This is a genomic window from Thiohalobacter sp. IOR34, assembly GCF_030406045.1.
GTDB lineage: Bacteria > Pseudomonadota > Gammaproteobacteria > Thiohalobacterales > Thiohalobacteraceae.
The window spans coordinates 808,007-830,739 of the sequence record NZ_CP128988.1; the positions used below are offsets into that span (position 1 = coordinate 808,007).

Genomic DNA, 22,733 nt, shown 5'->3' on the forward strand with positions numbered 1-22,733 from the left:
TGGGCTGGCGGCTGTGGCGTTGGCCCTTTTTGTCCCTGTGTGGATCGATATCATTCAAGGTGAAACCCAGTCATGCGCAAGTTGAGTCGAGAGGACCTGTACAGCCTGGAAGAGTATGCCGAACTGCGGCCCGAGTTCAGGGCGCGGGTGCTTGAGCACAAGAAACAGCGGGTGCTGCCCATCGGCCCCCTGGCCAGCCTGTATTTCGAGGACCGCCTGACCATGCAGTACCAGGTGCAGGAGATGCTGCGCATCGAGCGCATCTTCGAGGCCGAGGCCATCGAGGAGGAACTGGCGGCCTACAATCCGCTGATTCCCGATGGCAGCAACTGGAAGGCGACCTTCATGATCGAGGTGCCCGATGCCGAGGAACGGCGTCGCAGGCTGATCGAGCTGCGCGGTATCGAACGTCACGTCTGGGTTCAGGTGGAGGGCTTCGATCCGGTCCATGCCATCGCCAACGAGGATCTGGAACGGGAGACCGAGGACAAGACCTCGGCGGTCCACTTCCTGCGTTTCGAACTGGGACCTGAGCGGGTCGCCGCGCTGCGCCAGGGGGCGGCGCTGCGTGCCGGCATCGGGCATCCGGCCTATACCCATCAGGTGGATGTCGATCCCGAGGTGCGTGAGGCATTGCTGGCGGATCTGGATTGACCCCCGCCGTGGCCGAACGCCGGCGGCTGCTATAGAATGCAGCCGATTCGAGCCATGAGGAATGCCGCCATCCCGCCATCTGTCATCATCCACCGTGCCGCCCTGCTGTGCACCCTGTTGCTCGCCTGGCAGGGGCCGCTGGTCGCCGGCGAGGACGGCCCGGAGTGGGGCAGCCCGGAGCCGCTGCCTGCCTGGCAGGAGCAGGCGCACAGCCTGCCTCCCTACCCCGACGCCGACAGGCTGCTGCGCCTGAAGTCGCAGCTTCCGGGCGCTGCCCTGGAGATGCTGGTCGATCCCGCCTCGATCGAGCCGGGCAAGGACGGCGTGGTGCGTTACACGCTGGTGCTGCGTTCCCCCAGCGGGGCCAGCAACGTCTTCTACGAGGGCATCCGCTGTGACGGCCGCCAGCTCAAGACCTATGCCTATGGCAGCAGCGGCAGCTGGCACCCCCTGTCCGATCCGCAGTGGCAAGCGCTCGGCGGCAACGGCAGCATGCGCTACCGACGTCTGCTGTTCTCCCATCTGTGCAACATCGACGGCAGCCTGCCGCAGCGCCGCGAGATCCTGCGGCGGCTGAGATACGGCGAGGCCGAACTCCTGTTGTAGCGCCGGCTTGCCGCTGTCGAATGACCACGATCCCTGACCAGAGCCCATCATGAGCAGTGACTACGATGCCTCTTCCATCGAGGTTCTGAGCGGCCTCGACCCGGTGCGCAAGCGCCCGGGGATGTACACTGACACCAGCCGACCCAATCACCTGGCCCAGGAGGTGATCGACAACAGCGTCGACGAGGCCATCGCCGGCCACGCCAGGCTGATCGAGGTGACGCTGTACAAGGACGGTTCGCTCGAGGTGCGCGACGACGGCCGCGGCATGCCGGTCGACATCCACCCCGAGCAGGGGGTGCCGGGCGTGGAGGTGATCCTCACCCGGCTGCATGCCGGCGGCAAGTTCTCCAGCAAGAACTACCAGTTCTCCGGCGGCTTGCACGGCGTCGGCGTGTCGGTGGTCAATGCCCTGTCCCGTCACCTGGAACTCTGGGTGCGGCGCGGCGGCAAGGAATACAACATGGCCTTCGCCAACGGCGAGAAGGTCTCCGATCTGGAGGTCGTCGGCAGCGTCGGCCGCCAGAACACCGGTACCCGGTTGCGTTTCTGGCCGGACCCCAGGTATTTCGATTCGCCGAAGTTCTCCGTGCCGCGGCTGAAGCACGTGCTGCGCGCCAAGGCGGTACTCTGTCCCGGCCTGCGGGTGCGCTTCCACGACGAGGCCAGCGGCGAGCGTGTCGAATGGCTGTATCAGGCGGGCCTGCGCGACTACCTGCTGGAGGCACTGAACGGTGCCGAGACCCTGCCCGAACAGCCCTTCACCGGTGACTTCAGCGGCAACCACGAGGCCGCCGAGTGGGCCGTGGTCTGGCTGCCGGAGGGCGGCGAGCCGGTCGCCGAGAGCTACGTCAACCTGATCCCCACTGCCCAGGGTGGCACCCACGTCAACGGCCTGCGCACCGGCCTGACCGAGGCGATCCGCGAGTTCTGCGAGTTCCGCAGCCTGCTGCCGCGCGGCGTGCGCATCACCCCTGACGACGTCTGGGATCGCTGCAGCTACATCCTCTCGGTGAAGCTGGCCGACCCGCAGTTCAGCGGCCAGACCAAGGAACGGTTGTCGTCACGCGAATGTGCGGCCTTCGTCTCCGGTGTGGTCAAGGATGCCTTCAGTCTGTGGCTCAACCAGCACACCGAGGCCGGCGAACGGATCGCGCTGCTGGCGATCCAGGCCGCACAGAGCCGCATGCGGGCCGGCAAGAAGGTGGTGCGCAAGAAGGTCACCAGCGGGCCGGCGCTGCCCGGCAAGCTGGCCGACTGCGCCTCCAGCGATCCCAGGCGCACCGAGCTGTTTCTGGTCGAGGGCGATTCGGCCGGTGGTTCCGCCAAGCAGGCGCGGGACCGCGAGTTCCAGGCCATCATGCCACTGCGTGGCAAGATCCTGAACACCTGGGAGGTGGATTCCGCCGAGGTGCTGGCCTCGCAGGAGGTGCACGACATCAGCATCGCCATCGGCGTCGACCCCGGTTCCGCGCGTCTCGACGGCCTGCGCTACGGCAAGATCTGCATCCTCGCCGACGCGGATTCCGACGGCGCGCACATCGCCACCCTGCTGTGCGCCCTGTTCCTGCGTCACTTCCGGCCACTGGTCGAGGCCGGCCATGTCTATGTCGCCATGCCCCCGCTGTACCGGATCGACGTCGGCAAGCAGGTGTTCTATGCCCTGGACGACGCCGAGAAGGAGGGTGTGCTGGACCGCATCGCCGCCGAGAAGATCCGCGGCAAGGTCAATGTGCAGCGCTTCAAGGGGCTTGGCGAGATGAATCCCATGCAGCTGCGTGAGACCACCATCAATCCCGACACCCGCCGCCTGGTGCAACTCACCCTCGAACCTGGCGACGCCACCGACCAGCTGATGGATATGCTGCTGGCCCGCAAGCGGGTCGCCGATCGCCGCGCCTGGCTGGAGAAAAACGGCGACCTGGCCGATATATGATCGATGCCCTTGCACGCCGAAGGGTATTTGCATGATTAAAACTATATAAATCAGTCATATATCAACTTCTTGTCTGGACAGTGAGCTGGGGGTGCTGTCGTATGGCGAAGATCCTGGTCAAGCATTACAAGAGCCTGAGTGTGGGGGCGCGGGAGAAGACGCTGGTCACCGAGCTGGTGACCGAGGATTCGGAGACCGGTCGCTTCCTGCGCAAGATGGAGGAGAAGCGCATCCGCCGTCCCTGCTTCGAGACCATCGACATGCGTGGCAAGGTGCCGGGCGAGTGCCAGCGCTATCTGCTCGATGACCGGGTCTTCTACCTCGACGACATCTCCTACGGCATCTATCAGCGCGGCGTCAATGAGAATGGCGGTGTCTTCACCGTCGGCACCTACGAGGCCATCGTCAACGGCCAGCACACCAACAAGGCGATCCGCGAGGCGGAGCTCAAGGCGCGCCAGGTCGAGTCGCCAGGAAGCGGCTACCCGGGGATGCGACGCAGCGCGCCGGGCGAGGACGGGACCGAGGAGGCCACGGCCGAGGTGGCCAGCCGCCGCTTCAATCCGCAGCGGGTCAGTCTCGGCTATTTCCACAAGCGTCGCGCCGCGCGCCTCCAGTACGTCACCGAGCTGCGGGTGGAGGCGGAGGGACATGCCTTTTCCGGCAACAGCCGGGACATCTCGGTCACGGGTCTCCGCGCCCAGTTCAAGGGCGTGTTCGGCTTCCAGCCGGGACAGCGTCTGCAGCTGAGTTTCCCCGCGCTCCAGGAACAGCACCCCGAGATCGGTCTGAGTGACCTGGCCTACGAGGTGGTCCGTTCCGAGCAAAAGGGTGCCGATCACCTGCTGTGTCTGCGGCTGATCGAGGCGCAGGCCCCTGCGTCCTTCTCGCCCTTCATCGCTGACCTGGTGGAACGCTTCAAGCGCAAGTACCGGCTGGATGCGGAGGATGATCTGCTGACGGTGGCCGCTGGCTGGTACGAGCGGATCCATGTGGCGAACAGTGGTCTGCTGCCGCTGTTTCTCGCCGGCACGCCCGAGGCGCCGCGGCTGCAGGCGGTGGGTAGCAGCGACGGCAATCGGCATCTGCTCGACTTCTTCCGCCGACCCAGGGGCGGGCACGATCTGTCGTCGCTGGCCCTGCCGCATCGCCTGGCGCCTTGTGCCCGCGGGCAGTCCGTGCTGATCGCCCTGTACCGGGAGAAGGAGACGGACGGCCTGCGTGTCCATTCGGCGGCCGATTGCGAGTTCGAGCGCGCGGAGGACTTCATCCGCTTCCTGCGCCTGACGCTGACCCACGCCGGTTGTCGCATTCTCAAGCTGATGCCCGGCACCCTGCCGTTCCGCGCGCCGGATCCGCGCTACCTCGATCTGGTCACCGAACGCCTGCGGGAACATGCCGAGGACGAGGCCCAGGCCCTGCAGGCGCGCATCCAGGCGCTCAATGCCCTGGTGCTGGCCGTCGACGTCACCGATCAGGTGCAGGCCATGATTCCCGCCACGGTGGAGGACAGCGATCTGCAGCAGGGCTTGCACTGCTGGGTCGGGCACGAGCGGCGCCTGCTGCCGGGGCTCGAGGCCAGCGAGTCGGTCGATGCCGCGCTGCTGGAGCCCGAGCTGGTTCCCCTGGCCTATGTCGAACAGCGGCGCGAAGGGCGTTATCTGGCAGAGACGGCGGTCGAGGTGATCGTCGACGGCAGCCGCCACAAGGCCAGCACCCGGGACATCTCGACCCGTGGCCTCGCCATCCGCCTGGACAAGGCGCTGCCTCTCAAGGCTGGCAGCGAGATCAAGGTGGCGCTGGTCAGTCTGCAGAAGAAGCGCCCCAGCCTCAACCTGATGGCGGTGCCCTACCGGGCCGTGGGTCTGGAGCGGGGCCGGCCGGTGATCCTGCGCCTGGAACGCATCCGCAACCGGGACGAGAAGAAGATCGACGACTTCTTCGTCGAGGTGATCACCAAGAACAAGAGCAAGCTGACGCTGGACATGCGCGATACCCTGAATGCGGCCCAGGCGCGCTGTTTCGAGCGGATCATGGTCTGCAACCTGCCGGTCATTCCCTTCTATATCGTCCGCGAAGAGGAGGGGGGCGGTTGCCTGCATCGGGTGGCGCTGCCCGAGGCATCGTCGCCGCTGGCCGAGTTCTTCCGTTTGCCGGACGGCAGCCACGACTTCAGCTGGCTGTCGGACTCGAGGCTGATCCTCGCCCTCTATCAGCAGATCGGCAAGATGGCACGCCAGGCCCAGGCAGAGCATGCCCGTCCGCCGCATGTCGAACTGGAGGTCTACTGTTACAAGGCGGTCGACCCACAGAGCGGTGAATGCCGGCTGCATACCGCCACCGAGCTGGATTTCGATTCCGAGGGTGAGCGCGAGCTGTTCCTGGTCGAGGCCGCGGCCTCGGGTGAATTCCGCTTCCTCAAGCTGCTGCTCAGCTACAGCGAGGAACTGAACCGGGTCGAGCTGGACAACAGCCTGGAACCGATCCGCAGCCAGTCTCGCCATCGGGTGGCACGGCTGCAGGAACAGCTGCTGTCCATCGTCGGCTGCGGTGAACTGATCGACGTCAGCGACCAGTTGCTTGCCCGCCGCGCTCTCGGCTAGCCCGGATATTGCACCAAGGGGGCCGGCATGAATGGGGTTCGAGCTGTAATCCAAAGATGCCATGGCCATCAAAGGCCCTCCGGGCGGGTTACCGTTTGCGCCTCGATCGCGGCCTGGAGACCGCTCCTACGGCAACACATTGTGCCGCCATGCCCCGTAGGAGCGGCCTCCAGGCCGCGATTGGGGGGATCCACGGCGGGCAATGCCCGGAGTCGACCGAACAGGCACAAAGCCGGGTTACGAGTTCCCGACCCATTTGCCAGCCTGCATGCCGATCATGCGGACCGGCTTGGTGCAATATCCGGGCTAGGCGGTAGTAGCCTGCCGCCCGCCGGCCGGGGCCCCGCTCCTTCCTGTTCGCCGTCGCCGGGCTTTGCGGTAAAGTATTAACCCGGCAAGGGTCTACATTGCATTCAGCCACAGCCAGCGCTCCCACAGCAAGGCGGACAGGCGCCGCCGCAGTCATTCTGCGGCCAGCCTGGCCAACGCAGCTGTGGGAGCGCTGGCTGTGGCCCAACTTTATTTACTCTTCGAGAGCTTGGGCGCTTTGGATTCGCGCCGGCTCGGTGTTGCGGCGCTTGCCAAGGGAATGGCCCTTGCCTGCGCACCGCGCCTTGATCCGACACGAATCCAAAGCGCTGAATATAATGTAGACCCTTGCCGGGTTAATAGGCGCCGGCAGCTCGCGGCCAGTCCGCCGCGCGCCCCTTCCACCCTTGCAGCACGCGGGCCCGGTTGCGGTCCGCAGGATGAATCTGGATGCGCAACGACAGCATGAACTACGAGGGCATCGAGCAGTTGCCCCTCAAGGCCTTCACCGAGAAGGCCTACCTGGATTATTCGATGTACGTCATCCTCGACCGCGCCCTGCCGCATGTCGGGGACGGACTCAAGCCGGTGCAGCGGCGCATCGTCTACGCCATGTCCGAGCTGGGCCTCTCGGCCAGCGCCAAATTCAAGAAATCGGCACGCACCGTGGGTGACGTGCTGGGCAAGTTTCATCCCCACGGTGATTCCGCCTGCTACGAGGCGATGGTGCTCATGGCCCAGCCCTTCGCCTACCGTTATCCGCTGATCGAGGGCCAGGGCAACTGGGGCTCGCCGGACGATCCCAAGTCCTTCGCCGCCATGCGCTACACCGAGGCGCGGCTGGCGCCCTACGCCGAGGTGCTGCTCGCCGAGCTGGGCCAGGGCACGGTCGACTGGACGCCGAATTTCGACGGCACCCTGGAGGAACCGACCCTGCTGCCGGCGCGCCTGCCCAACCTGCTGCTGAACGGTGCCACGGGCATCGCCGTCGGCATGGCCACCGACATTCCGCCGCACAATCTGCGTGAGGTGGCCAGCGCCGTTGTTCGCCTGCTGGAGCAGCCGAAGGCGACGGTGGCCGAGCTCTGCGAGCATGTCCTGGGGCCGGATTTCCCCACCGAGGCGGAGATCATCACGCCGCGCGAGGAGATCCTCAAGGCCTATGAGACCGGCGGCGGCTCGGTGCGCATGCGCGCCCGCTGGGAGCTGGAACAGGGCGACATCGTGATCACCGCGTTGCCCTATCAGGTGCCGGGCAGCCGGGTGCTGGAGCAGATCGCCCAGCAGATGCACGCCAAGAAGCTGCCGATGGTCGAGGACCTGCGTGACGAGTCCGACCATGAGAACCCCACGCGGCTGGTGATCGTGCCGCGTTCCAACCGGGTCGATGTCGAGGCGCTGATGTCACATCTGTTCGCCACCACCGATCTGGAGCGCAGCTACCGCATCAATCTCAACCTGATCGGCATCGACGGCCGGCCGCAGGTCAAGGACCTGCGCCAGATCCTCAGCGAGTGGTTGCAGTTCCGTACCGCCACCGTGCGCCGCCGCCTGCAGTACCGGCTGGAGAAGGTGGAAGCGCGGCTGCATCTGCTGGAAGGGCTGCTGGTGGCCTTCCTCAATCTCGACGAGGTGATTGCCATCATCCGCAGCGAGGATCAGCCGAAGCCGGTGTTGATGCAGCGTTTCGAGCTGAGCGAGGCCCAGGCCGACTACATCCTCGATACCAAGTTGCGGCAACTGGCGCGGCTGGAGGAGATGAAGATTCGTGCCGAGCAGCAGGATCTGGCCCGGGAACGTGACGAGCTGCAGAAGCTGCTCGGTTCGGCGCGCCGGCTGAAGACCCTGATCCGCAAGGAGATCGTCGCCGATGCCGAACGCTATGGGGATGAACGGCGCTCGCCCATCGTCGAGCGTGAGGCGGCCCGGGCCCTGGACGAGACGGCGCTGTTGCCCAGCGAGCCGATCACCGTGGTGCTCTCGGAGAAGGGCTGGGTGCGCGCCGCCAAGGGCCACGAGGTGGACGCCGCGGCCCTGGCCTACAAGTCCGGCGACAGCTATCTGGCCAGCGCCACGGGGCGCAGCAACCAGCTGGTGGTGTTCATCGATTCGACCGGGCGCAGTTATTCGCTGCCGGCCCACGGCCTGCCCTCGGCGCGTGGTCATGGCGAACCGCTGACCGGACGCCTGAGCCCGCCGGACGGGGCCAGTTTCGTCGGCGTGATGCTCGGCGACCCGGAGGACCTCTACCTGATCGCCAGCGACGCCGGTTACGGCTTCGTCGCCCGGCTCGGCGACCTCTATGCCAAGAACAAGGGCGGCAAGGCGCTGCTCAATCTGCCGGCCGGAGCCCGGGTGCTGCCCCCGCGGCGGGTGGCAGACTACCCGGGCGACTGGCTGGCGGCCGCCAACAACAGCGGTCAGCTGCTGGTGTTCCCGGTTCGCGAGCTGCCGCAGATGGCTCGCGGCAAGGGCAACAAGTTCATCGGCATCCCGCCGAAGAAGGTGGCCGCCCGCGAGGAATTCGTGGTCGGCGTGGCGGTGGTGCCCGAGGGCGGGCAGCTGCTGGTACAGGCCGGCAAGCGTCACCTGCGCCTGAAACGCAGCGAGCTGGAAGACTATCTGGGGGAACGCGGCCGGCGTGGTCGCAAGTTGCCGCGTGGTTTCCAGAAGGTCACGGCGCTGGAGCCGGCATGAGGGGGGGGCGACTGATGAAGAAATACGGTATCCGCGGCTGGCTGCCGGAGGACGATCCCATGCGTGCCGCGCACCTGCTCGGCGAGCACTGGGAATGGGTGCGCTGGTACCGCGACGAGGCGGAGCGCGATCTGGCCTATGAGGCGATGATGCGTCATTTCGAGTTTCACCGGCCCGGTGACCGTCCCAGCCAGGTGCTGGAGAAGATCGAGGCCGAGGTCGAAGAGGGGGGGTGAGGGGGAATCCAGAATCCAGAATCCAGAATCCAGAATCCAGTGTAGGAGCGATCGCCAGGTCGCGATGCGGCAGGCACCGCCGCTTCCGGCTCCTGCCCTCCGGGCTGCTGTCGGGCGGCTTCACTCGGCGGCGGGGGGTGTCGGTTCGCTGCTCTGCTGTTCCTGCAGCTGCTCCAGTTTGTGGATCACCCGCTCTACCCGTTCCAGCAGGCCCCGGGCCTCGGCATCCTCGGGATCGAGGCTGAGGATCTCCTGCCAGCGCGCCCGCGCCCTCAGGTAGTCCTGCTTGCTGTACAGTTCGCTGGCCTGCTGGCGCAGCGCGCCGATCCGTGCGGCGATGGCGTTGTCGATGGCCGCCTTCAGGTCGAGCAGGGCAGCCGTCTCCCCGTCCCTGGCGATCAGTTGTTCGACCAGGCGCCGGGCCTGCGGCAGGTCGCCCTGGCGCAGGGCCAGGCGCAGCTGCAGGCGCAAGCGGCGCGTCTCATCGGCGTTGTCTGCTGCGGCTGTGGCGGCTGCCGGTCGTGCAGCGGCAGGCCTGGGCTTGCGTCGGGCGGCCAGCTTGCGCCGCTGGGCGGCGACGAAGTCAGTGCCGCGGATTGCCTCCGCCTGGCGGATGCAGGCCTCGGCAATCGCCAGCTGCGAAGTCGCCAGTGCGCTCTCCGCGCACTGCCTGTGTTTCAGTGACAACGCCTCCAGTTCCCAGCGGATCCAGCGCAGCCGCCACTGCCTGGCGGTCTCTCCGGCTGCGGCGCCGCTCCTGGCCTGCAGCAGACGCCGCTGATCCAGCAGATAGCGGCTGCGTGCCAGATCCTGTTCCCAGTCCAGGCGTTTCAGGGTCGCCAGGCGGCGGGCCTCCAGATCATCGTGCAGGCTCTGCAGCCGTGGCGAGGGGGCCAGGGTCAGGGCGCGTTCCAACAGCTGCACGGCCGCCAGCAGCCGGTCGCGGCGTTCCTCGCGATGTGCCAGGGTGATGGCCGTCTCCTCGAATTCCTTGCGGTAGCTGCGCAGGTCTCGCTCCAGGCGGGCGCGTTGCGGGTCGTCGGCAGCGATCCCGGCCAGGCGTGACTGCGCCTCTCGGTAGGCCATGGCGGCCTGTTCCAGGGACTCGGGCAGGGCCGGGCTGCGCTGCGGCAGGCCAGTACAGCCGGCGAGTGTGCCGAGCAGCAACAGGAAAGGTAGCAGGTGCAACAGGCGGGTGAGGGGCATGCTGCTTCAGGCGCTGCGCTGCAGGCCCTGCCACCAGAGCTGTTCGACGCGCTGTCGGAACCGCTCCCGGTAGGCCGGGGCCAGACCCTCGACGCAGTAGAGGGTGACCGGCTGGCTGAGGCCGCGCAGCTGGACGGCGTGATGCCGGTGGGCCAGAACCCGTTCATGGATCTCCGGCCGCAGGTAGAGGGCCTCGGGGATCAGGATCTGCCCGGCCTCGGCCACCGAGGAGAGCCGCGAGGCGAGATTGACTGCGTCGCCGATCACCGTGTACTCCATGCGCTGGCGGGCGCCCATGTTGCCGGCCAGCATCTCGCCGCTGTTGATGCCCATGCGGAAGCGTACCGGCGGCCGGCCGGCGGCCTGGCGCTGGCGGTTCTCCCGTTCCACCAGTTGCTGGATGGTCAGGGCGCAGCAGATGGCATGGAAGGGATGATCGGGGTCGGTCTGGGGGACACCGAACAGCAGCATGGCGCAGTCGCCGATGTATTTGTCGATCAGGCCATGGTACTGCTCGCTGGCGTGGGCGATGTGCGCGAAATAGAGGTTGAGGAGGGTGCCGACCTCTTCCGGCTCCATGCCCTCGGCCATGCCGGTGAAACCGACGATGTCGGCGAACAGCACGCTGGCCTCGACCCGTTGGCCGCCCAGCTCGCGGGACTTGTCGTTGCTCAGCAGTTCATGCGCCAGCCGCGGGGAGAGGTAGCGCGACAGGGTGGCCTCCACCTGGCGTTTCTCGGCCAGGCCTTCGGCGAAGCGCTTGAAGGAGGCCATCAGGTTGCCGAGCTCGTCCTTGCGGTGTTCCCCGAAGTGAAAGTCGAAGCTGCCCTGATCGATGGCCTGGCTGGCGTCGATCAGGTCGTAGATGGGTTGCGAGAGGCGCCGGGCGAGGAGGATGGTGATGCCGATGCCAAGCAGCAGCACCAGCAGTCCGGCGCCGGTGAGGTTGCGCAGGGCGCTGTCCATGGTCGCGTCCCAGGTGGCGCGGTCGAGGGTGATGACCGCCTGTCCGGCGACCAGCTCGCGGACCCGTACCGGGCTGCCGAAGCTGATCAGCTGCCGGACCGGCAACGCGCCGTCGGCGGCGCTCTCCCATGGCTGTCCCTGTCGCTGCGGTGGCCGGGGCGGTGTCAGGCCGGCCTGGGCGAGGACGTTGCCATCCGCGTCGAGGACGGCGGTGCCGAGGACGTTTTCGTCGGCGACAAGGCTGCCGACCAGCACCTCCAGGGCCAGCTGGTCGCCGGCCAGCAGGGGCTCGGCCGCCGAGCGGGCAAGCTGGGCCGCCAGGCTGTGGCCCAGGTCGTCGAGCTGGGTGCGCAGAACCCGATGCTGGTGCTGGACCACCAGCACCGCCAGCAGGCCGATACAGGTTACCATCAGCAGCGAGATGGCCAGCGACAGCTTGTAGGCGATGGGGAGGTGATCCGGCCAGAGCCGTAGCCGGCGGCCGCGGGCGGCGGGGGCGGGCCCTTCGGCCACGCTGCTGTCCTTTTCGCTCTCTGCCATGCTGGGTATGGATTCCCTGAAAATTCCGCTAGTTGGGATTCCGCATTGGAAAGGGTCCCTGGGCGTGCCTGCCGGAAGCGGCCGGACGGGCAGGGCTATGATGGCCGTCTGCAGGCCGCATCGCAAGCAGCGCCGGCGAGGGGTGCCTGCGGCGCGGCGGGGGAGCGTGTAAAATGCGCCGCCTTACATTGCTGATGAACGAGGAATTCGCCATGTCCCTGATTCGCCCCTTTGCCGGTCTGCGCCCCGTGGCGGGACGCGCGGCCGACGTCTGTGCGCCGCCCTATGATGTCCTCAACAGCGAGGAGGCGCGGCAGCGGGCGAAGGACAAGCCCTGGAGCTTCCTGCATATCTCCAAGCCCGAGATCGACCTGCCCGAAGGCACCGATCCCTACGACCCGACGGTCTATGCCAAGGCGGCGGAGAACCTGGAGCGCATGCGCCGCGAGGGCATCCTGGTACAGGACGAGCAGCCCTGTTACTACGTCTACCGGTTGCGTATGGGCGATCATGTCCAGACCGGGCTGGTGGCGGCTGCCTCGGTTGCGGACTACGACAGCAACCGGATCCGCAAGCATGAATTCACCCGGCCGGACAAGGAGGACGACCGGGTGCGGCAGATCGATGCCCTGGACGCCCAGACCGGCCCGGTGCTGCTGGCCTACAAGTCGGACCCCGAGGTCGACAGCCTGCTGGAAGCGGTCACCGCCACGCCGCCCGAGGTCGACATCGTGGCCGACGATGGCATCGGTCATCAGCTCTGGGTGGTGCGCGACCCGGCACTGATCGAGGAGATCACAAGGCGCTTCGAGGCCATGCCGTCGCTGTATATCGCCGATGGCCATCACCGCTCGGCATCGGCCTCCCGGGTTGCCAAGGCGCGGGCCGCGGCCAATCCCGCCCATAGCGGCGAGGAGCCCTACAACTATTTCCTGTCGGTGATCTTCCCGCATGAACAGATGAAGATCTTCGACTACAACCGGGTGGTCACCGACCTCGGTGGCCGCAGCCCGAAGGAATTCCTGGAGGCGATCAAGACCGCCTTCGACGTGACTCCCAGCGACGAGCCGGTGCGGCCGCGTGGGCCGGGCGAGTTCGGCCTCTACCTGGACGGCCGCTGGTACCGGCTCAACATCCATCCCGAGCTGATCCCCGAGGACGATCCGGTGAAACGCCTGGACGTGAGCCTGTTGGCCGACCATCTGCTGGAGCCGATCCTTGGCATCAGCGATCCGCGTACCGACAAGCGCATCGATTTCGTCGGCGGTATCCGTGGCCTGAAGGGGCTGGAGCAGCGTGTCGACAGCGGTGAGATGGCAGCGGCCTTCTCCCTCTACCCGACGCCGATGTCGGCGCTGATGGCGGTCGCCGACGCCGGTGAGGTGATGCCGCCGAAGTCGACCTGGTTCGAGCCCAAGCTGGCCGATGGCCTGGTGTCCCATCTGCTGAGCGAGTGATCCGCAGGCCGAAACGGTCCGCTCACGGTCTGGCGGCCGCCTAGCCCGCGTATTGCACCAAGGATTCGATGCTCAGCCGCAAGGCTGGCCCGAAGGGCGGAGGGCAGCGCCCGCTGGGGATCGCGGCCTGGAGGCCGCTCCTACCACATTGTGCCGCCATGCCCCGTAGGAGCGGCCTCCAGGCCGCGATTGGTGTAGAGCCAACCAGGCCCTAGCCCGCATATTGCACGAAGGCGGCCTTGAATGCGTAATTTATCCGGTATTTATCAAGGCAGTGATTCCCTCTGCGAGCAATTGTGCCCTGTTACGGTTTGTGCCTATTCGAGTTCAGGCCGAATCAGGCAAGGCAGGTTGGGCGATCGCCGGATCGCGAAGGATTGAAGCAGGCAGGCTGCAGCGGGGCAGGGCAATGACGACAGGCAGCTCCCTGTCTGGCACCCCTCAGATCGACTCCTCCGCGAAGTCGTAATTCAGCGCCTCCTGCGGTTCCTGCAGGAAGTAGCCCTGGATGAACTGGATGCCGTACTGGAAGAGGGCGGTGAGGCTGCTGGCGTCCTCGACGAACTCGGCGATGCACTGCTTGTTCATGGAATGGGCCATGTCGGCGATGGACTTGACCACCGCCTGGTTGTCCTCGCTGGACATCAGGTTGTGGATGAAGGCGCCATCGATCTTCAGGTAGTCGACCGGCAGGTGCTTGAACAGCTGGAAGGAGTTGGGACTGCTGCCGAAGTGTTCCAGCGAGGTCTTGCAGTGCAGGGCGCTGACCGCCTTGAAGAAGCGCTTCAGGTTCTTCAGGTGTTCCCCGGCGTCCTTCTCGGCCACCTCGAATACCAGGGCGTCGCCCTGCAGACGCACCGCCTTGAGCCGCTCGTTGATCCACAGGGCGATATCTTCCTCGGCCAGCGTGGGGGCCGAGACCTTGACGAAGAACACGGTATCGTGGCCCGCGCGGCGGTGTTCTGCCAGGGTTTCGATGGCATGCCCGATCACCCAGCGGTCGATGTCCGCCATCAGCCCGTTCTTTTCCGCCACCGGCAGGAACTGGCCCGGCAGCACATTGTGTCCCTCCGCGTCGCGCATCCGCAGGAGCACCTCGTAGCGTTCCTGCGGGTCGCCCTGGAGGCTGACGATGGGCTGGTAGAAGAGCTGGAAGCGGTCCTCCGCCAGGGCCTGCTCGATCAGTTTCAACCACTGGTCCTCGCGCTCGCGGCCCAGTTGTTCGTCGGTGATCGGATTGTGCAGGTGGACGCGGTTGCCGCCCGCTGAGCGGGCCACTTCGCAGGCCAGATCGGCACGGGAGAGGATCTCGCTGGCATCCGGCGTGCTGTCGCTCACCAGGCTGATGCCGATGCTGCTGGTGACGGTGAGGGAGCGGCCCTCGACGTCGACGATGTGTTCCTCGATGGCATAGCGGATCGCCTCTGCCAGTGCCTGGGCCGCATCCAGGTCCGAGCTGCGGCAGAGTATGGTGAAGGAATTGTCGCCAAAGCGGGCGCAGATGCCGTTGTCGGCGACCTTTTCGCGGATGAGATCGGCGACGTCCTTGACCACCAGGTCGCTGGCCGCCAGTCCCACCGACTCCTTGACCGATTTGAAGTTGTCGATCAGTACATAGAGGATGAAGCTCTGTCCCGATCCGCTGACGGCGTCGGCGGCGGCCAGCTCCAGTTCCTCGAGGAAATACTGACGATTGAACAGGCCGGTGACGATGTCCTGCTTGCTGAGGTACTTGAGCTTCTCCTGCAGGTCCGGATCGGCGCTGGTCTGGTCGCGGATCACGATCTGGGTGCAGGGTTCGCCCTCGATCGAGGCCGGGGTGAACTCCATCAGCGCCTTGAAATTGCCAGTGGCGCTCAGGCACTGGACCTCCAGTTCCTTGTCTCCACCCTCGCTGTGGCCATAGTTGCGCAGGAATTCCTTGAAGGCGGCATGGTCCTCGGGGGCCACCAGGTCCATGATCGGCATGCCCTCGATTTCGTCCAGGTCGTCGAAGCCGAAGCGTTCCAGATAGGACTGGTTGGCATAGATGTGCATGCCGTCGTGCACGTAGGCGATGGCGTCCCGCGAGCTGTCGAGCAGGGCCCGGCAGCGGCGCTCGCTTTCCTGGTGGGCGGCGAGGTACTGTTGCACTTCATGCTGCAGATGCAGGTTCTGCTGCTCGCGGGCGACCACCAGCTGCAGGTGTTCCGGACGGTCGTAGGACACCAGGTCGGAGGCACCGGCACGCAGCGCCTCGATCACCCGGGGCTCGTCCGCCGTTTCGCCGATCAGGATCACCGGGGTGCCCAGCTGGCGGTCGGTCAGCGATTCCAGGACGGTCGCCAAGGGCAGGGCATCCAGCCCCTCGGCGCAGAGGATCAGTTCCGGGATCTGCCGTTCCAGCGCGGCATCCAGGGCCTCGCTGCTGTCGGCATACTGGAAGCGCACCACATAGCCGGCGTTGCGCAGCAGGTTGGCGATGGCCTCCGCGTCGTTCCGGGACTCCTCGATGATGATCAGGTGGAGCAGCTTGTCGTCCTTAGCCACAGATGCCTCCGCGCTCTATCCCGCTGTCTGTTTTCCTTGCCTGCCAGGCGTGGGTCTGGTCACTCTCGTTGCATCGGCCGGCATCCTTGAATATTGAGGGAGCGCGGCCAGCGCGCCGCACCTTTTTACCGGAAGCGGGGCCGGTTTTCCACGTCGGTGTTTCTTGCTAGCATGGAACCGAAAGGGGCCGCCGGAACCATCTGCCGTCGATGAGCAGTTGCCGGTGGGGCAAGAGAAGAGCACCAACAATGCCTGTCAGCCGGCTGGGGAGAACGCCTATGCAAGACGTGATAGTCAGAGCGGAGACGCCGGGAGACGTCAAGGCCATCGATGTGGTCAATCTCAGTGCCTTCGAGGGGGAGGCCGAGGCGCGCCTGGTGGACGCGGTGCGCAACTCGCCGGATTTCATCCGTGACCTGTCGCTGGTGGCCGAAATCAACGGCCGCATCGTCGGTCACCTGCTGCTGTCCAAGGTCATCCTGGAGAACGAGAACGGTTCGCAGGAGATCCTGGCCCTCGGACCCATGTCGGTGGTGCCTTCCCAGTCGCACCGCGGCATCGGTTCGGCGCTGATCCAGGCAGCCATCGGCCGGGCCCGTGACATGCGTTACAGCGCCATCGTCGTCGCCGGGCAGCCCGAATACTACCAGCGCTTCGATTTCAAGCCGGCCAGCGACTGGGGCATCGTCTCCAACCTGCCGCTTCCCGAGGATGCCCTGACCGCCATGGAGCTGAAGCCGGGCGCGCTCAGCGGCGGTGGCCGGGTGATCTATCCGGCGCCCTTCGCCGAGATTTTCTGACGGCGGGGCGGACGCCGCTCAGATCTCGTTCCACAGCGATTCGAAATCCTCCGGCGTGAGGTTGCGGCCGCCGCTCTCGCCCGCCGGTCGGTTGTCCAGCGGCCGGAACTGGAACTGGGCGAAACAGCCGGTATTCTCCACCAGTTTGGTCAGTTCCACCCGCGCCTCCTTGCCATGACAGTTGACCACCAGCCGGTCGCCCACGTGATAGGGCAGGGCGGGGGTGAGCAGGCTGGCTGGCTGGCCGATGGCCGATACCTCGGGCAGGATCAGGCTGCGCATGTATTCACTGCCGCCGTCCGGACGATCGAGGCGGGTGCCAACGGCGACGGCACCGGGCGAGATCATCTGCACGCCGAGTTCCAGACCGTGCGCGTCGCTGCACTTCATCCAGCGGATCACCCCCAGCGCCAGGTGAAACACGTCCGGGTCACTGCTCTCGCGGACGCCCAGCAGTTCGCCGACCTCGGCCGGAGACTGCTCGTGGCGGGTCCACAGCAGCCGGTAACCGCCGGCGCTGACATCGACCATCTTCCATTCCTCGGTGGTATAGGCCGGCTGCGCAGGGGACGTTTCCTCGGCCGGCGCCGAGAGCGGTGTTTTGTTCGCCATCTCGTCGGGCAGATCGACCATGCGCACCGTGTCCTGGTCGGGGTGCCACTGGCGGACATAGCTCGGATCCCAGACATCCGGGACCGTCTCCTGTCGTTCCCGTGGGTCGCTGGCCTCGAAATGGGCAGGGGTCTCGAAGCGGGGGCTGTTGCCCTGGGGCGAGAAGACCTGTTCGCCGCTGACGAAGAAATGGGTGGCGCTCAGGCCTATGGCGACCGCGGCCGTGGCGTGTTTCTCGGCGCGGGAGAACTTGCGCCTGGGCATCACGCCCCAGGCCAGCATCAGCCGCCGCAGGGTGCCTTCGGCCGGGGTGCCCCGGCGTCCCTCCTTGCGCCGCCGGCTCAGCTCGTTGCGCACCGTTTCGGCCAGCTGGGCCGTGTCGAGCAGGCGGCAGTCCGCCTGGCTGCAGCGGCTGTGGCGCAGCGCCAGGTAACTGGGCGGATCGTCCGAGGCCAGGTGGGTCAGGAACAGGACGTTGGTCTGCTCCGGATCGCCGAGCCGGGTGAGGCGGACCTGACCGGCCCAGTCCTCGAGAACCTCGAAGACCTGGTTCACCTCGCCTTGCCGCAGGCGGTAGGGGCAGGCCAGGGCCAGCAGCAGGATCTGCTTGTAGGCGTCTTCGATGCGGGCCGCGGTCTGCAGATGGGCGGCGTCCTTGACCGGGCTGTCGAGCAGCTTGTGCTGTTCGGCCAGGGCGTAGAGCTGGTGGATCTCGCGCCACACGCCTTGCGGGTAGGGGGCATAGATCTGGTAGGCCTTGAGCAGAACCTGGCCGAGGCTGCTCAGGGCACGATGCACGGCGCTGGTCAGCAGACGGCGGTCGCGCAGCAGGCGGCCCTTGTCGGCTTCCCCGGCGACGACGATGCGGTAGCCGATCGCCAGCTGGTTGAGCATGGCCTGCGACAGGTCGGCGACCTTGCGGGCCTTTTCCGGCAACGGGAAATGCTGGCCGATGTAGTGTTTCTGCATCGCCCCGGTGACCTCGGCGACGGGCGTGCGCAGCAGTTCCAGCACCTTGAAGCGCTGCTGGAGGTTGATGTCCAGGGAATTGATCTCGACCAGGGCGTTGAACAACTGGCGCGAGGTCTCACCGAGATTGAGCAGCGGCAGGTTGGCGATCCATTGCTCTACCCGGGCCGGTCGGGTATCGAAGCTGCCCATGACGGGCGTACGGCGCGTGGGGAAGCGCTGATCCATGTTTTCCGCTCGCTTGGCCTACTTTATTGATTGTTGTTCGGCAGCCTGGCCATATTCTGAAGCTGACCGGCCAGCGGCATGGTAAGAGACCGGTGACCATCAGTGCAAACCGGGATGTCATGCCAGCGGTGACTTGGCAGGGTGGCCCGGATGCTCGCGGACCAGCCGGGGCAGCAGGTAGCCGGGCAGCCTGGCGCGCAGCGCCTCGTGGAGCTGGCGGGCCGCGTTGTCCGCCACCGCGAAATGGGCGGCGCCCTGCACCGGATCGAGCTGGTGCAGGTAGTAGGGCAGCACGCCGGCCGCGAACAGCGCTTCGGCCAGCGCCGTCTGCGCCTCCAGGTTGTCGTTGACGCCACGCAACAGTACTGCCTGGTTGAGCAGTGTCACGCCGGCGTCGCGCAGCGCGGCCAGGGCCGCGCCCACCGTCGCGTCCAGTTCATTGGCATGGTTGCAGTGCACCACCAGTACCGTCTGCAGCGGGATCCTCGCCAGCCAGTCGAGCAGCGCCGCATCGACCCGTTCAGGCAGCACCACCGGCAGCCGGCTGTGGATGCGCAGGCGGCGCATCTGCGGCAGGGTGGCCAGCGCCTCGGCCAGCTCCGCGAGGCGCCGGTCGCTCAGCGACAGGGGGTCGCCGCCGCTCAGGATCAGCTCGTGGATCGAGGCGTCGGCTCGCAGGTAGTCGAGGATGGGGCGCCACTGGCCAGCCGCCGGGTTGGCCTGGGCGTAGGGGAAATGGCGGCGGAAGCAGTAGCGGCAGTGCACCGCGCAGGCGCCGGTGGCGGTGAGCAGCACGCGGCCATGGTACTTGTGCAGCAGCCCCGGCAGCGGCATGGCCTCCAGTTCCTGCAAGGGATCGGTGCAATAGCCGGGGGTGGCTGCGGCCTCCTCGGCCACCGGCAGCACCTGCAGCAGCAGCGGGTCGCGGCGGTCGCCCGGGCGCATGCGGGCGACGAAGCCACGCGGCACGCGCAGCGGGAACAGCCCGTGGCCGATGGCGGCGCCCGGTTCCGGCGGCAGGCCGAGCTGGCGGAGCAGCTCGGCCGGATCGCTGATCGCCTCGGCCAGGGCGCGCTGCCAGGCTGGCGCATGGCCCGGACCGGCCGATCGCGGTATGATACGCGCCGGTTTGTTCACATCACCCCCGCATTTCGACTGGATCAATTCTTGGAAGGATTTCGATGGCGAGCTACAGCACCAATGAATTCCGGCGCGGCCTCAAAGTCATGCTCGACGGCGACCCCTGTGCCATCATTGAAAACGAGTTTGTGAAGCCCGGCAAGGGGCAGGCCTTCAACCGGGTACGCCTGCGCAACCTGAAGACCGGCCGCGTCTGGGAGCGGACCTTCAAATCCGGCGAGACCATCGAGGCGGCGGATGTGATGGACGTCGACATGCAGTACCTGTACAGCGACGGCGACGCCTGGCACTTCATGCACCCCGAGACCTTCGAGCAGGTGGCCGCCGACGAGGCGGCGGTGGCCGACGCCAAGCAGTGGTTGAAGGAGCAGGACACGGTCACCGTGACCCTCTGGAACGGCGTGCCGATCAGTGTCACGCCGCCCAACCACGTGGTGCTCAAGGTCACGGACACCGATCCCGGGGTGCGCGGCGACACCGCCACCGGCGCCACCAAGCCGGCCACCCTGGAGACCGGTGCCGTGGTGCAGGTGCCGCTGTTCGTCGATGTCGGCGACCTGATCAAGGTCGATACCCGCAGCGGCGAGTACATCTCCCGGGCCAAGGAATAGCCCCCTCTCACATGCCGGTGGACGACTGGCGCCCCAGTGCCCGGATCGGGGTCTTGCAGCTGCGGGCCCGTCTGCTGGCCCGTCTGCGCGACTTCTTCGCCAGGCGCGGCCTGCTGGAGGTCGATACGCCGGCGCTCTCTGTCGCCGCGGTCACCACGCCGCAGATCGACAGCTTCGTCACCCGCTATACCGGCCCCGGCGCGGCCGCCGGCCGCAGCCTCTATCTGCACAGCTCCCCCGAGTTCCCCATGAAGCGGCTGCTGGCCGCCGGCAGCGGCCCCATCTGGCAGTTGTGCAAGGTGTTCCGCAACGGCGAGGCGGGCACGCGGCACAATCCGGAATTCAGCCTCCTGGAGTGGTACCGGCCCGGCTTTTCCCTTGCCCAGTTGATGGACGAGGTGGAGGCGCTGGTCGGCACCCTGCTGGACGAAGGCGCGGAGCGGCCGCCCTTCCGGCGCATCGCTTACGACGCTCTGTTCCGCCGTTTCGCCGGCGTCGACGGACTCCGCGCTCCGCCGGCCGAACTGCGGACGGCGCTCAGCGCGGCCGGTATCGAGCCGCCGGCCGGCCTGCCCCTGGACGATGCCGACCCCTGGCGTGATCTGCTGATGAGCCTGGTCATCGAACCGCAGCTGCAGGGTGCCTGGTTCGTCCACGACTATCCGGTCAGCCAGGCGGCCCTGGCACGCATCCGTCCCGGCGAACCGCCGGTGGCCGAGCGCTTCGAGCTGTACCTGGACGGACTCGAGCTGGCCAACGGCTTCCACGAACTGGCCGATGCCGCCGAACAGTGCGCCCGCTTCGAGCGTGAGAACGCCGCGCGCCGCGCCGCCGGGCTGCCCGAGCTGCCGCTGGACGAGAGGCTGCTGGCGGCGCTGGAGGCCGGTCTGCCGGACTGCTGCGGAGTGGCGCTGGGCTTCGACCGGCTGCTGATGTGGGCCGCCGGCGCGGGTTCGATCGAGGCCGTGCTGGCCTTCCCTGTCGGACGGGCCTGAGGATGGGGGCGCTGCCGTCCCTGCCCGGCAGCTATGTCCTGTTGCTGCACCTGGCGCAGCCGCGGCAGCTGATCGTCGGGCGTCTCGGTGAGTTCGATTTCGAGGCCGGCTGGTATCTCTATGTCGGCAGTGCCCAGGGCCCCGGTGGTCTGGCGGCGCGGGTCGGTCACCACCTGCAGGGCACGGCCAGGCCGCGCTGGCATATCGACTATCTGCGCGCGGCCGCCCGGCTGCAGGCCGTCTGGTACAGCGCTGAGCCACGCCGCCGCGAGGACGACTGGGCGGCGCTGGTGAGCACACTGCCCGGCGCCCGGGTGCCGGTGCCCGGCTTCGGTGCCAGTGACAGCAGCGCGGCGTCCCATCTGCTGGCGTTCCGCCGGCCGCCTGCCTTCCAGGCCTTCGTCCAGCGCCTGCACCGGCGCTGCCCCGGCCATGCCCCGCTGCATTGCTACCGCCCCGGCTTGCAAGCGGCGCCGCGAAGCTCGACACTCCGCGCATGAGCAGCAGCCCACAGCCCGCCGAGTTGCAGCCGCTGGATGACGGTGGACTGCGTTGCCTCGGCGACTGGACCGTGGCCGGCCTCGACGGCCGCGAACGCGCCCTGCTGCAGCAGGTTGCGGCAGCCGACGTCGTGCGGCGGATCGACGGCAGCGGGATCCGCGGCATGGATACCGCCGGGGCCTGGCTGTTGCACCGGCTGCTGCGGCGGGCGAAGGGCGGGCCGCCGTTGCAGGATCTGCCGCCACGCTATGCCGGCCTGCTGGAGCTGGTCGAGGGCCTCGACGAGGGCGGCCTGCCGCCACCCCCACCCTCGCCCGGCCGCCTGGCCCAGATGGGCAAACAGGTGCTGGACGGCTTCGAGGAGCTGTTCGCCTTTCTCGCCTTCACCGGCGAGGTCTTTCAGCGCCTCGCACGGCAGCTGCTGCGCCCCTGGTCCATCCGCTGGCCGGCGGTGTTCGCCGACCTGGAAACGGCCGGGTTGCGGGCGCTGGGCATCGTCGGCCTGCTGTCCTTCCTGATGGGGGTGGTGATCGCCTATCAGGGTGCGGTGCAGCTGCGCATCTACGGCGCCAACATCTATGTCGCCGATCTGGTGGGCTTGTCGATGCTGCGCGAACTGGCGCCGCTGCTGACCGCGATCATCGTCGCCGGCCGCACCGGTTCCGCCTACACGGCGCAGATCGGCACCATGCAGGTCACCGAGGAGGTGGCGGCGCTGCAGACCATCGGCATCCCGCCGCTGGACCTGCTGGTGCTGCCCAAGCTGATTGCCCTGAGCCTGGCGTTGCCGCTGCTCAGCGTGTTCGCGGACATCCTCGGCGTGATCGGCGGCATGCTCATGGCCCAGTTGCAGCTCGGCCTCGGTTTCGAGCCTTTCCTCGACCGCTTTGCCGATGCGGTCTCGGCGCGCTCCTTTCTGCTCGGGCTGATCAAGGCGCCGGTGTTCGCGGTCATCATCGCCCTGGTGGGCTGCTTCCAGGGCTTCCGCGTGGCCGGCAGCGCGGCCAGCGTCGGCCGCCACACCACCCTGTCGGTGGTGCAGTCGATCTTCCTGGTGATCGTCGCCGATGCCCAGTTCTCGGTGTTGTTCAGCTGGTTGGGGATATGAGGGTGGAATTCAGAATTCAGAATCCAGAAG

Annotated in this window: 17 protein-coding genes; 12 read left to right on the plus strand and 5 right to left on the minus strand. The window is 67.0% G+C overall.

What is annotated here, in order from left to right:
• Positions 1–72: 72 nt before the first annotated feature.
• The 6 genes from QVG61_RS03835 (at position 73) to QVG61_RS03860 (ending at position 9,041) form a co-directional block, all read left to right on the plus strand.
• Positions 73–654, plus strand: coding sequence for a DUF3501 family protein (locus QVG61_RS03835; RefSeq protein ID WP_289932004.1), 582 nt, complete (start codon positions 73–75; stop codon positions 652–654).
• Positions 655–708: 54 nt separating this feature from the next.
• Positions 709–1,260: a CNP1-like family protein gene (locus QVG61_RS03840; protein WP_289932005.1), complete on the plus strand. Its 552-nt coding sequence runs from the start codon at positions 709–711 to the stop codon at positions 1,258–1,260.
• A gap of 49 nt (positions 1,261–1,309) precedes the next feature.
• Positions 1,310–3,196 carry a DNA topoisomerase IV subunit B gene (gene parE, locus QVG61_RS03845; RefSeq protein WP_289932006.1) on the plus strand — a complete coding sequence of 629 codons (1,887 nt, stop codon included), beginning with the start codon at positions 1,310–1,312 and terminating at the stop codon, positions 3,194–3,196.
• 101 nt (positions 3,197–3,297) lie between these two features.
• Positions 3,298–5,799: a PilZ domain-containing protein gene (locus QVG61_RS03850; protein ID WP_289932007.1), complete on the plus strand. Its 2,502-nt coding sequence runs from the start codon at positions 3,298–3,300 to the stop codon at positions 5,797–5,799.
• 759 nt (positions 5,800–6,558) lie between these two features.
• The gene (parC, locus tag QVG61_RS03855) at positions 6,559–8,805 is read left to right on the plus strand and encodes a DNA topoisomerase IV subunit A (RefSeq protein WP_289932009.1); all 2,247 of its coding nucleotides are present in this window, start codon (positions 6,559–6,561) and stop codon (positions 8,803–8,805) included.
• A complete protein-coding gene (locus tag QVG61_RS03860) occupies positions 8,802–9,041 on the plus strand; it encodes a hypothetical protein (protein WP_289932010.1) in 240 nt (79 codons plus the stop codon). The genes parC and QVG61_RS03860 overlap by 4 nt, the downstream gene beginning before the upstream one ends.
• Before the next feature lie 120 nt (positions 9,042–9,161).
• Here QVG61_RS03860 and QVG61_RS03865 read toward each other — a convergent pair whose 3' ends face one another.
• Both QVG61_RS03865 and QVG61_RS03870 read right to left on the minus strand, forming a co-directional pair.
• Positions 9,162–10,247 carry a hypothetical protein gene (locus QVG61_RS03865; RefSeq protein WP_289932011.1) on the minus strand — a complete coding sequence of 362 codons (1,086 nt, stop codon included), beginning with the start codon at positions 10,245–10,247 and terminating at the stop codon, positions 9,162–9,164.
• 6 nt (positions 10,248–10,253) lie between these two features.
• Positions 10,254–11,753, minus strand: coding sequence for an adenylate/guanylate cyclase domain-containing protein (locus tag QVG61_RS03870; RefSeq protein WP_289932012.1), 1,500 nt, complete (start codon positions 11,751–11,753; stop codon positions 10,254–10,256).
• Between the two features lie 212 nt (positions 11,754–11,965).
• Here QVG61_RS03870 and QVG61_RS03875 point away from each other — a divergent pair, with 212 nt between their 5' ends.
• A complete protein-coding gene (locus QVG61_RS03875; protein ID WP_289932710.1) occupies positions 11,966–13,210 on the plus strand; it encodes a DUF1015 domain-containing protein in 1,245 nt (414 codons plus the stop codon).
• 441 nt (positions 13,211–13,651) lie between these two features.
• On the opposite strand, the gene QVG61_RS03880 is transcribed toward QVG61_RS03875, so the two are convergent.
• Positions 13,652–15,739, minus strand: coding sequence for an EAL domain-containing protein (locus QVG61_RS03880; protein WP_289932013.1), 2,088 nt, complete (start codon positions 15,737–15,739; stop codon positions 13,652–13,654).
• A gap of 278 nt (positions 15,740–16,017) precedes the next feature.
• Between QVG61_RS03880 and QVG61_RS03885 the strand changes: the two genes are divergently transcribed.
• Complete coding sequence (locus tag QVG61_RS03885; RefSeq protein ID WP_289932014.1) at positions 16,018–16,539, plus strand: N-acetyltransferase; 522 nt, start codon at positions 16,018–16,020, stop codon at positions 16,537–16,539.
• An 18-nt stretch (positions 16,540–16,557) separates the two neighbouring features.
• Here the strand turns inward: QVG61_RS03885 and QVG61_RS03890 are convergent, their stop codons facing one another.
• A complete protein-coding gene (locus QVG61_RS03890; protein WP_289932015.1) occupies positions 16,558–18,348 on the minus strand; it encodes a hypothetical protein in 1,791 nt (596 codons plus the stop codon).
• 117 nt (positions 18,349–18,465) lie between these two features.
• Positions 18,466–19,485: an EF-P beta-lysylation protein EpmB gene (gene epmB, locus QVG61_RS03895; protein WP_289932016.1), complete on the minus strand. Its 1,020-nt coding sequence runs from the start codon at positions 19,483–19,485 to the stop codon at positions 18,466–18,468.
• A 44-nt stretch (positions 19,486–19,529) separates the two neighbouring features.
• Between epmB and efp the strand changes: the two genes are divergently transcribed.
• The 4 genes from efp to QVG61_RS03915 are packed head-to-tail and all read left to right on the plus strand — an operon-like array spanning position 19,530 to position 22,703.
• The gene (efp, locus tag QVG61_RS03900) at positions 19,530–20,099 is read left to right on the plus strand and encodes an elongation factor P (protein WP_289932017.1); all 570 of its coding nucleotides are present in this window, start codon (positions 19,530–19,532) and stop codon (positions 20,097–20,099) included.
• A gap of 11 nt (positions 20,100–20,110) precedes the next feature.
• Positions 20,111–21,094, plus strand: coding sequence for an EF-P lysine aminoacylase EpmA (gene epmA, locus QVG61_RS03905; protein ID WP_289932018.1), 984 nt, complete (start codon positions 20,111–20,113; stop codon positions 21,092–21,094).
• A gap of 2 nt (positions 21,095–21,096) precedes the next feature.
• Positions 21,097–21,594 (plus strand): GIY-YIG nuclease family protein, encoded by a 498-nt coding sequence (locus tag QVG61_RS03910; RefSeq protein ID WP_289932019.1) that lies wholly within the window; start codon positions 21,097–21,099, stop codon positions 21,592–21,594.
• A complete protein-coding gene (locus tag QVG61_RS03915; protein ID WP_289932020.1) occupies positions 21,591–22,703 on the plus strand; it encodes an ABC transporter permease in 1,113 nt (370 codons plus the stop codon). Before QVG61_RS03910 ends, QVG61_RS03915 begins: the two co-directional genes overlap by 4 nt.
• Positions 22,704–22,733: the final 30 nt, after the last annotated feature.

What these genes read in the sequence shown, in the direction of transcription:
- QVG61_RS03910 (WP_289932019.1), top strand. Translation starts at nt 21,097, where the DNA reads ATGGGGGCGCTGCCGTCCCTGCCCGGCAGCTATGTCCTGTTGCTGCAC.
- efp (WP_289932017.1), top strand. Translation starts at nt 19,530, where the DNA reads ATGGCGAGCTACAGCACCAATGAATTCCGGCGCGGCCTCAAAGTCATG.
- QVG61_RS03860 (WP_289932010.1), top strand. Translation starts at nt 8,802, where the DNA reads ATGAGGGGGGGGCGACTGATGAAGAAATACGGTATCCGCGGCTGGCTG.
- parE (WP_289932006.1), top strand. Translation starts at nt 1,310, where the DNA reads ATGAGCAGTGACTACGATGCCTCTTCCATCGAGGTTCTGAGCGGCCTC.
- QVG61_RS03840 (WP_289932005.1), top strand. Translation starts at nt 709, where the DNA reads ATGAGGAATGCCGCCATCCCGCCATCTGTCATCATCCACCGTGCCGCC.
- QVG61_RS03850 (WP_289932007.1), top strand. Translation starts at nt 3,298, where the DNA reads ATGGCGAAGATCCTGGTCAAGCATTACAAGAGCCTGAGTGTGGGGGCG.
- QVG61_RS03835 (WP_289932004.1), top strand. Translation starts at nt 73, where the DNA reads ATGCGCAAGTTGAGTCGAGAGGACCTGTACAGCCTGGAAGAGTATGCC.
- QVG61_RS03890 (WP_289932015.1), bottom strand. Translation starts at nt 18,348, where the DNA reads ATGGATCAGCGCTTCCCCACGCGCCGTACGCCCGTCATGGGCAGCTTC.
- parC (WP_289932009.1), top strand. Translation starts at nt 6,559, where the DNA reads ATGCGCAACGACAGCATGAACTACGAGGGCATCGAGCAGTTGCCCCTC.
- QVG61_RS03915 (WP_289932020.1), top strand. Translation starts at nt 21,591, where the DNA reads ATGAGCAGCAGCCCACAGCCCGCCGAGTTGCAGCCGCTGGATGACGGT.
- QVG61_RS03865 (WP_289932011.1), bottom strand. Translation starts at nt 10,247, where the DNA reads ATGCCCCTCACCCGCCTGTTGCACCTGCTACCTTTCCTGTTGCTGCTC.
- QVG61_RS03870 (WP_289932012.1), bottom strand. Translation starts at nt 11,753, where the DNA reads ATGGCAGAGAGCGAAAAGGACAGCAGCGTGGCCGAAGGGCCCGCCCCC.
- QVG61_RS03885 (WP_289932014.1), top strand. Translation starts at nt 16,018, where the DNA reads ATGCAAGACGTGATAGTCAGAGCGGAGACGCCGGGAGACGTCAAGGCC.
- epmA (WP_289932018.1), top strand. Translation starts at nt 20,111, where the DNA reads ATGCCGGTGGACGACTGGCGCCCCAGTGCCCGGATCGGGGTCTTGCAG.
- QVG61_RS03875 (WP_289932710.1), top strand. Translation starts at nt 11,966, where the DNA reads ATGTCCCTGATTCGCCCCTTTGCCGGTCTGCGCCCCGTGGCGGGACGC.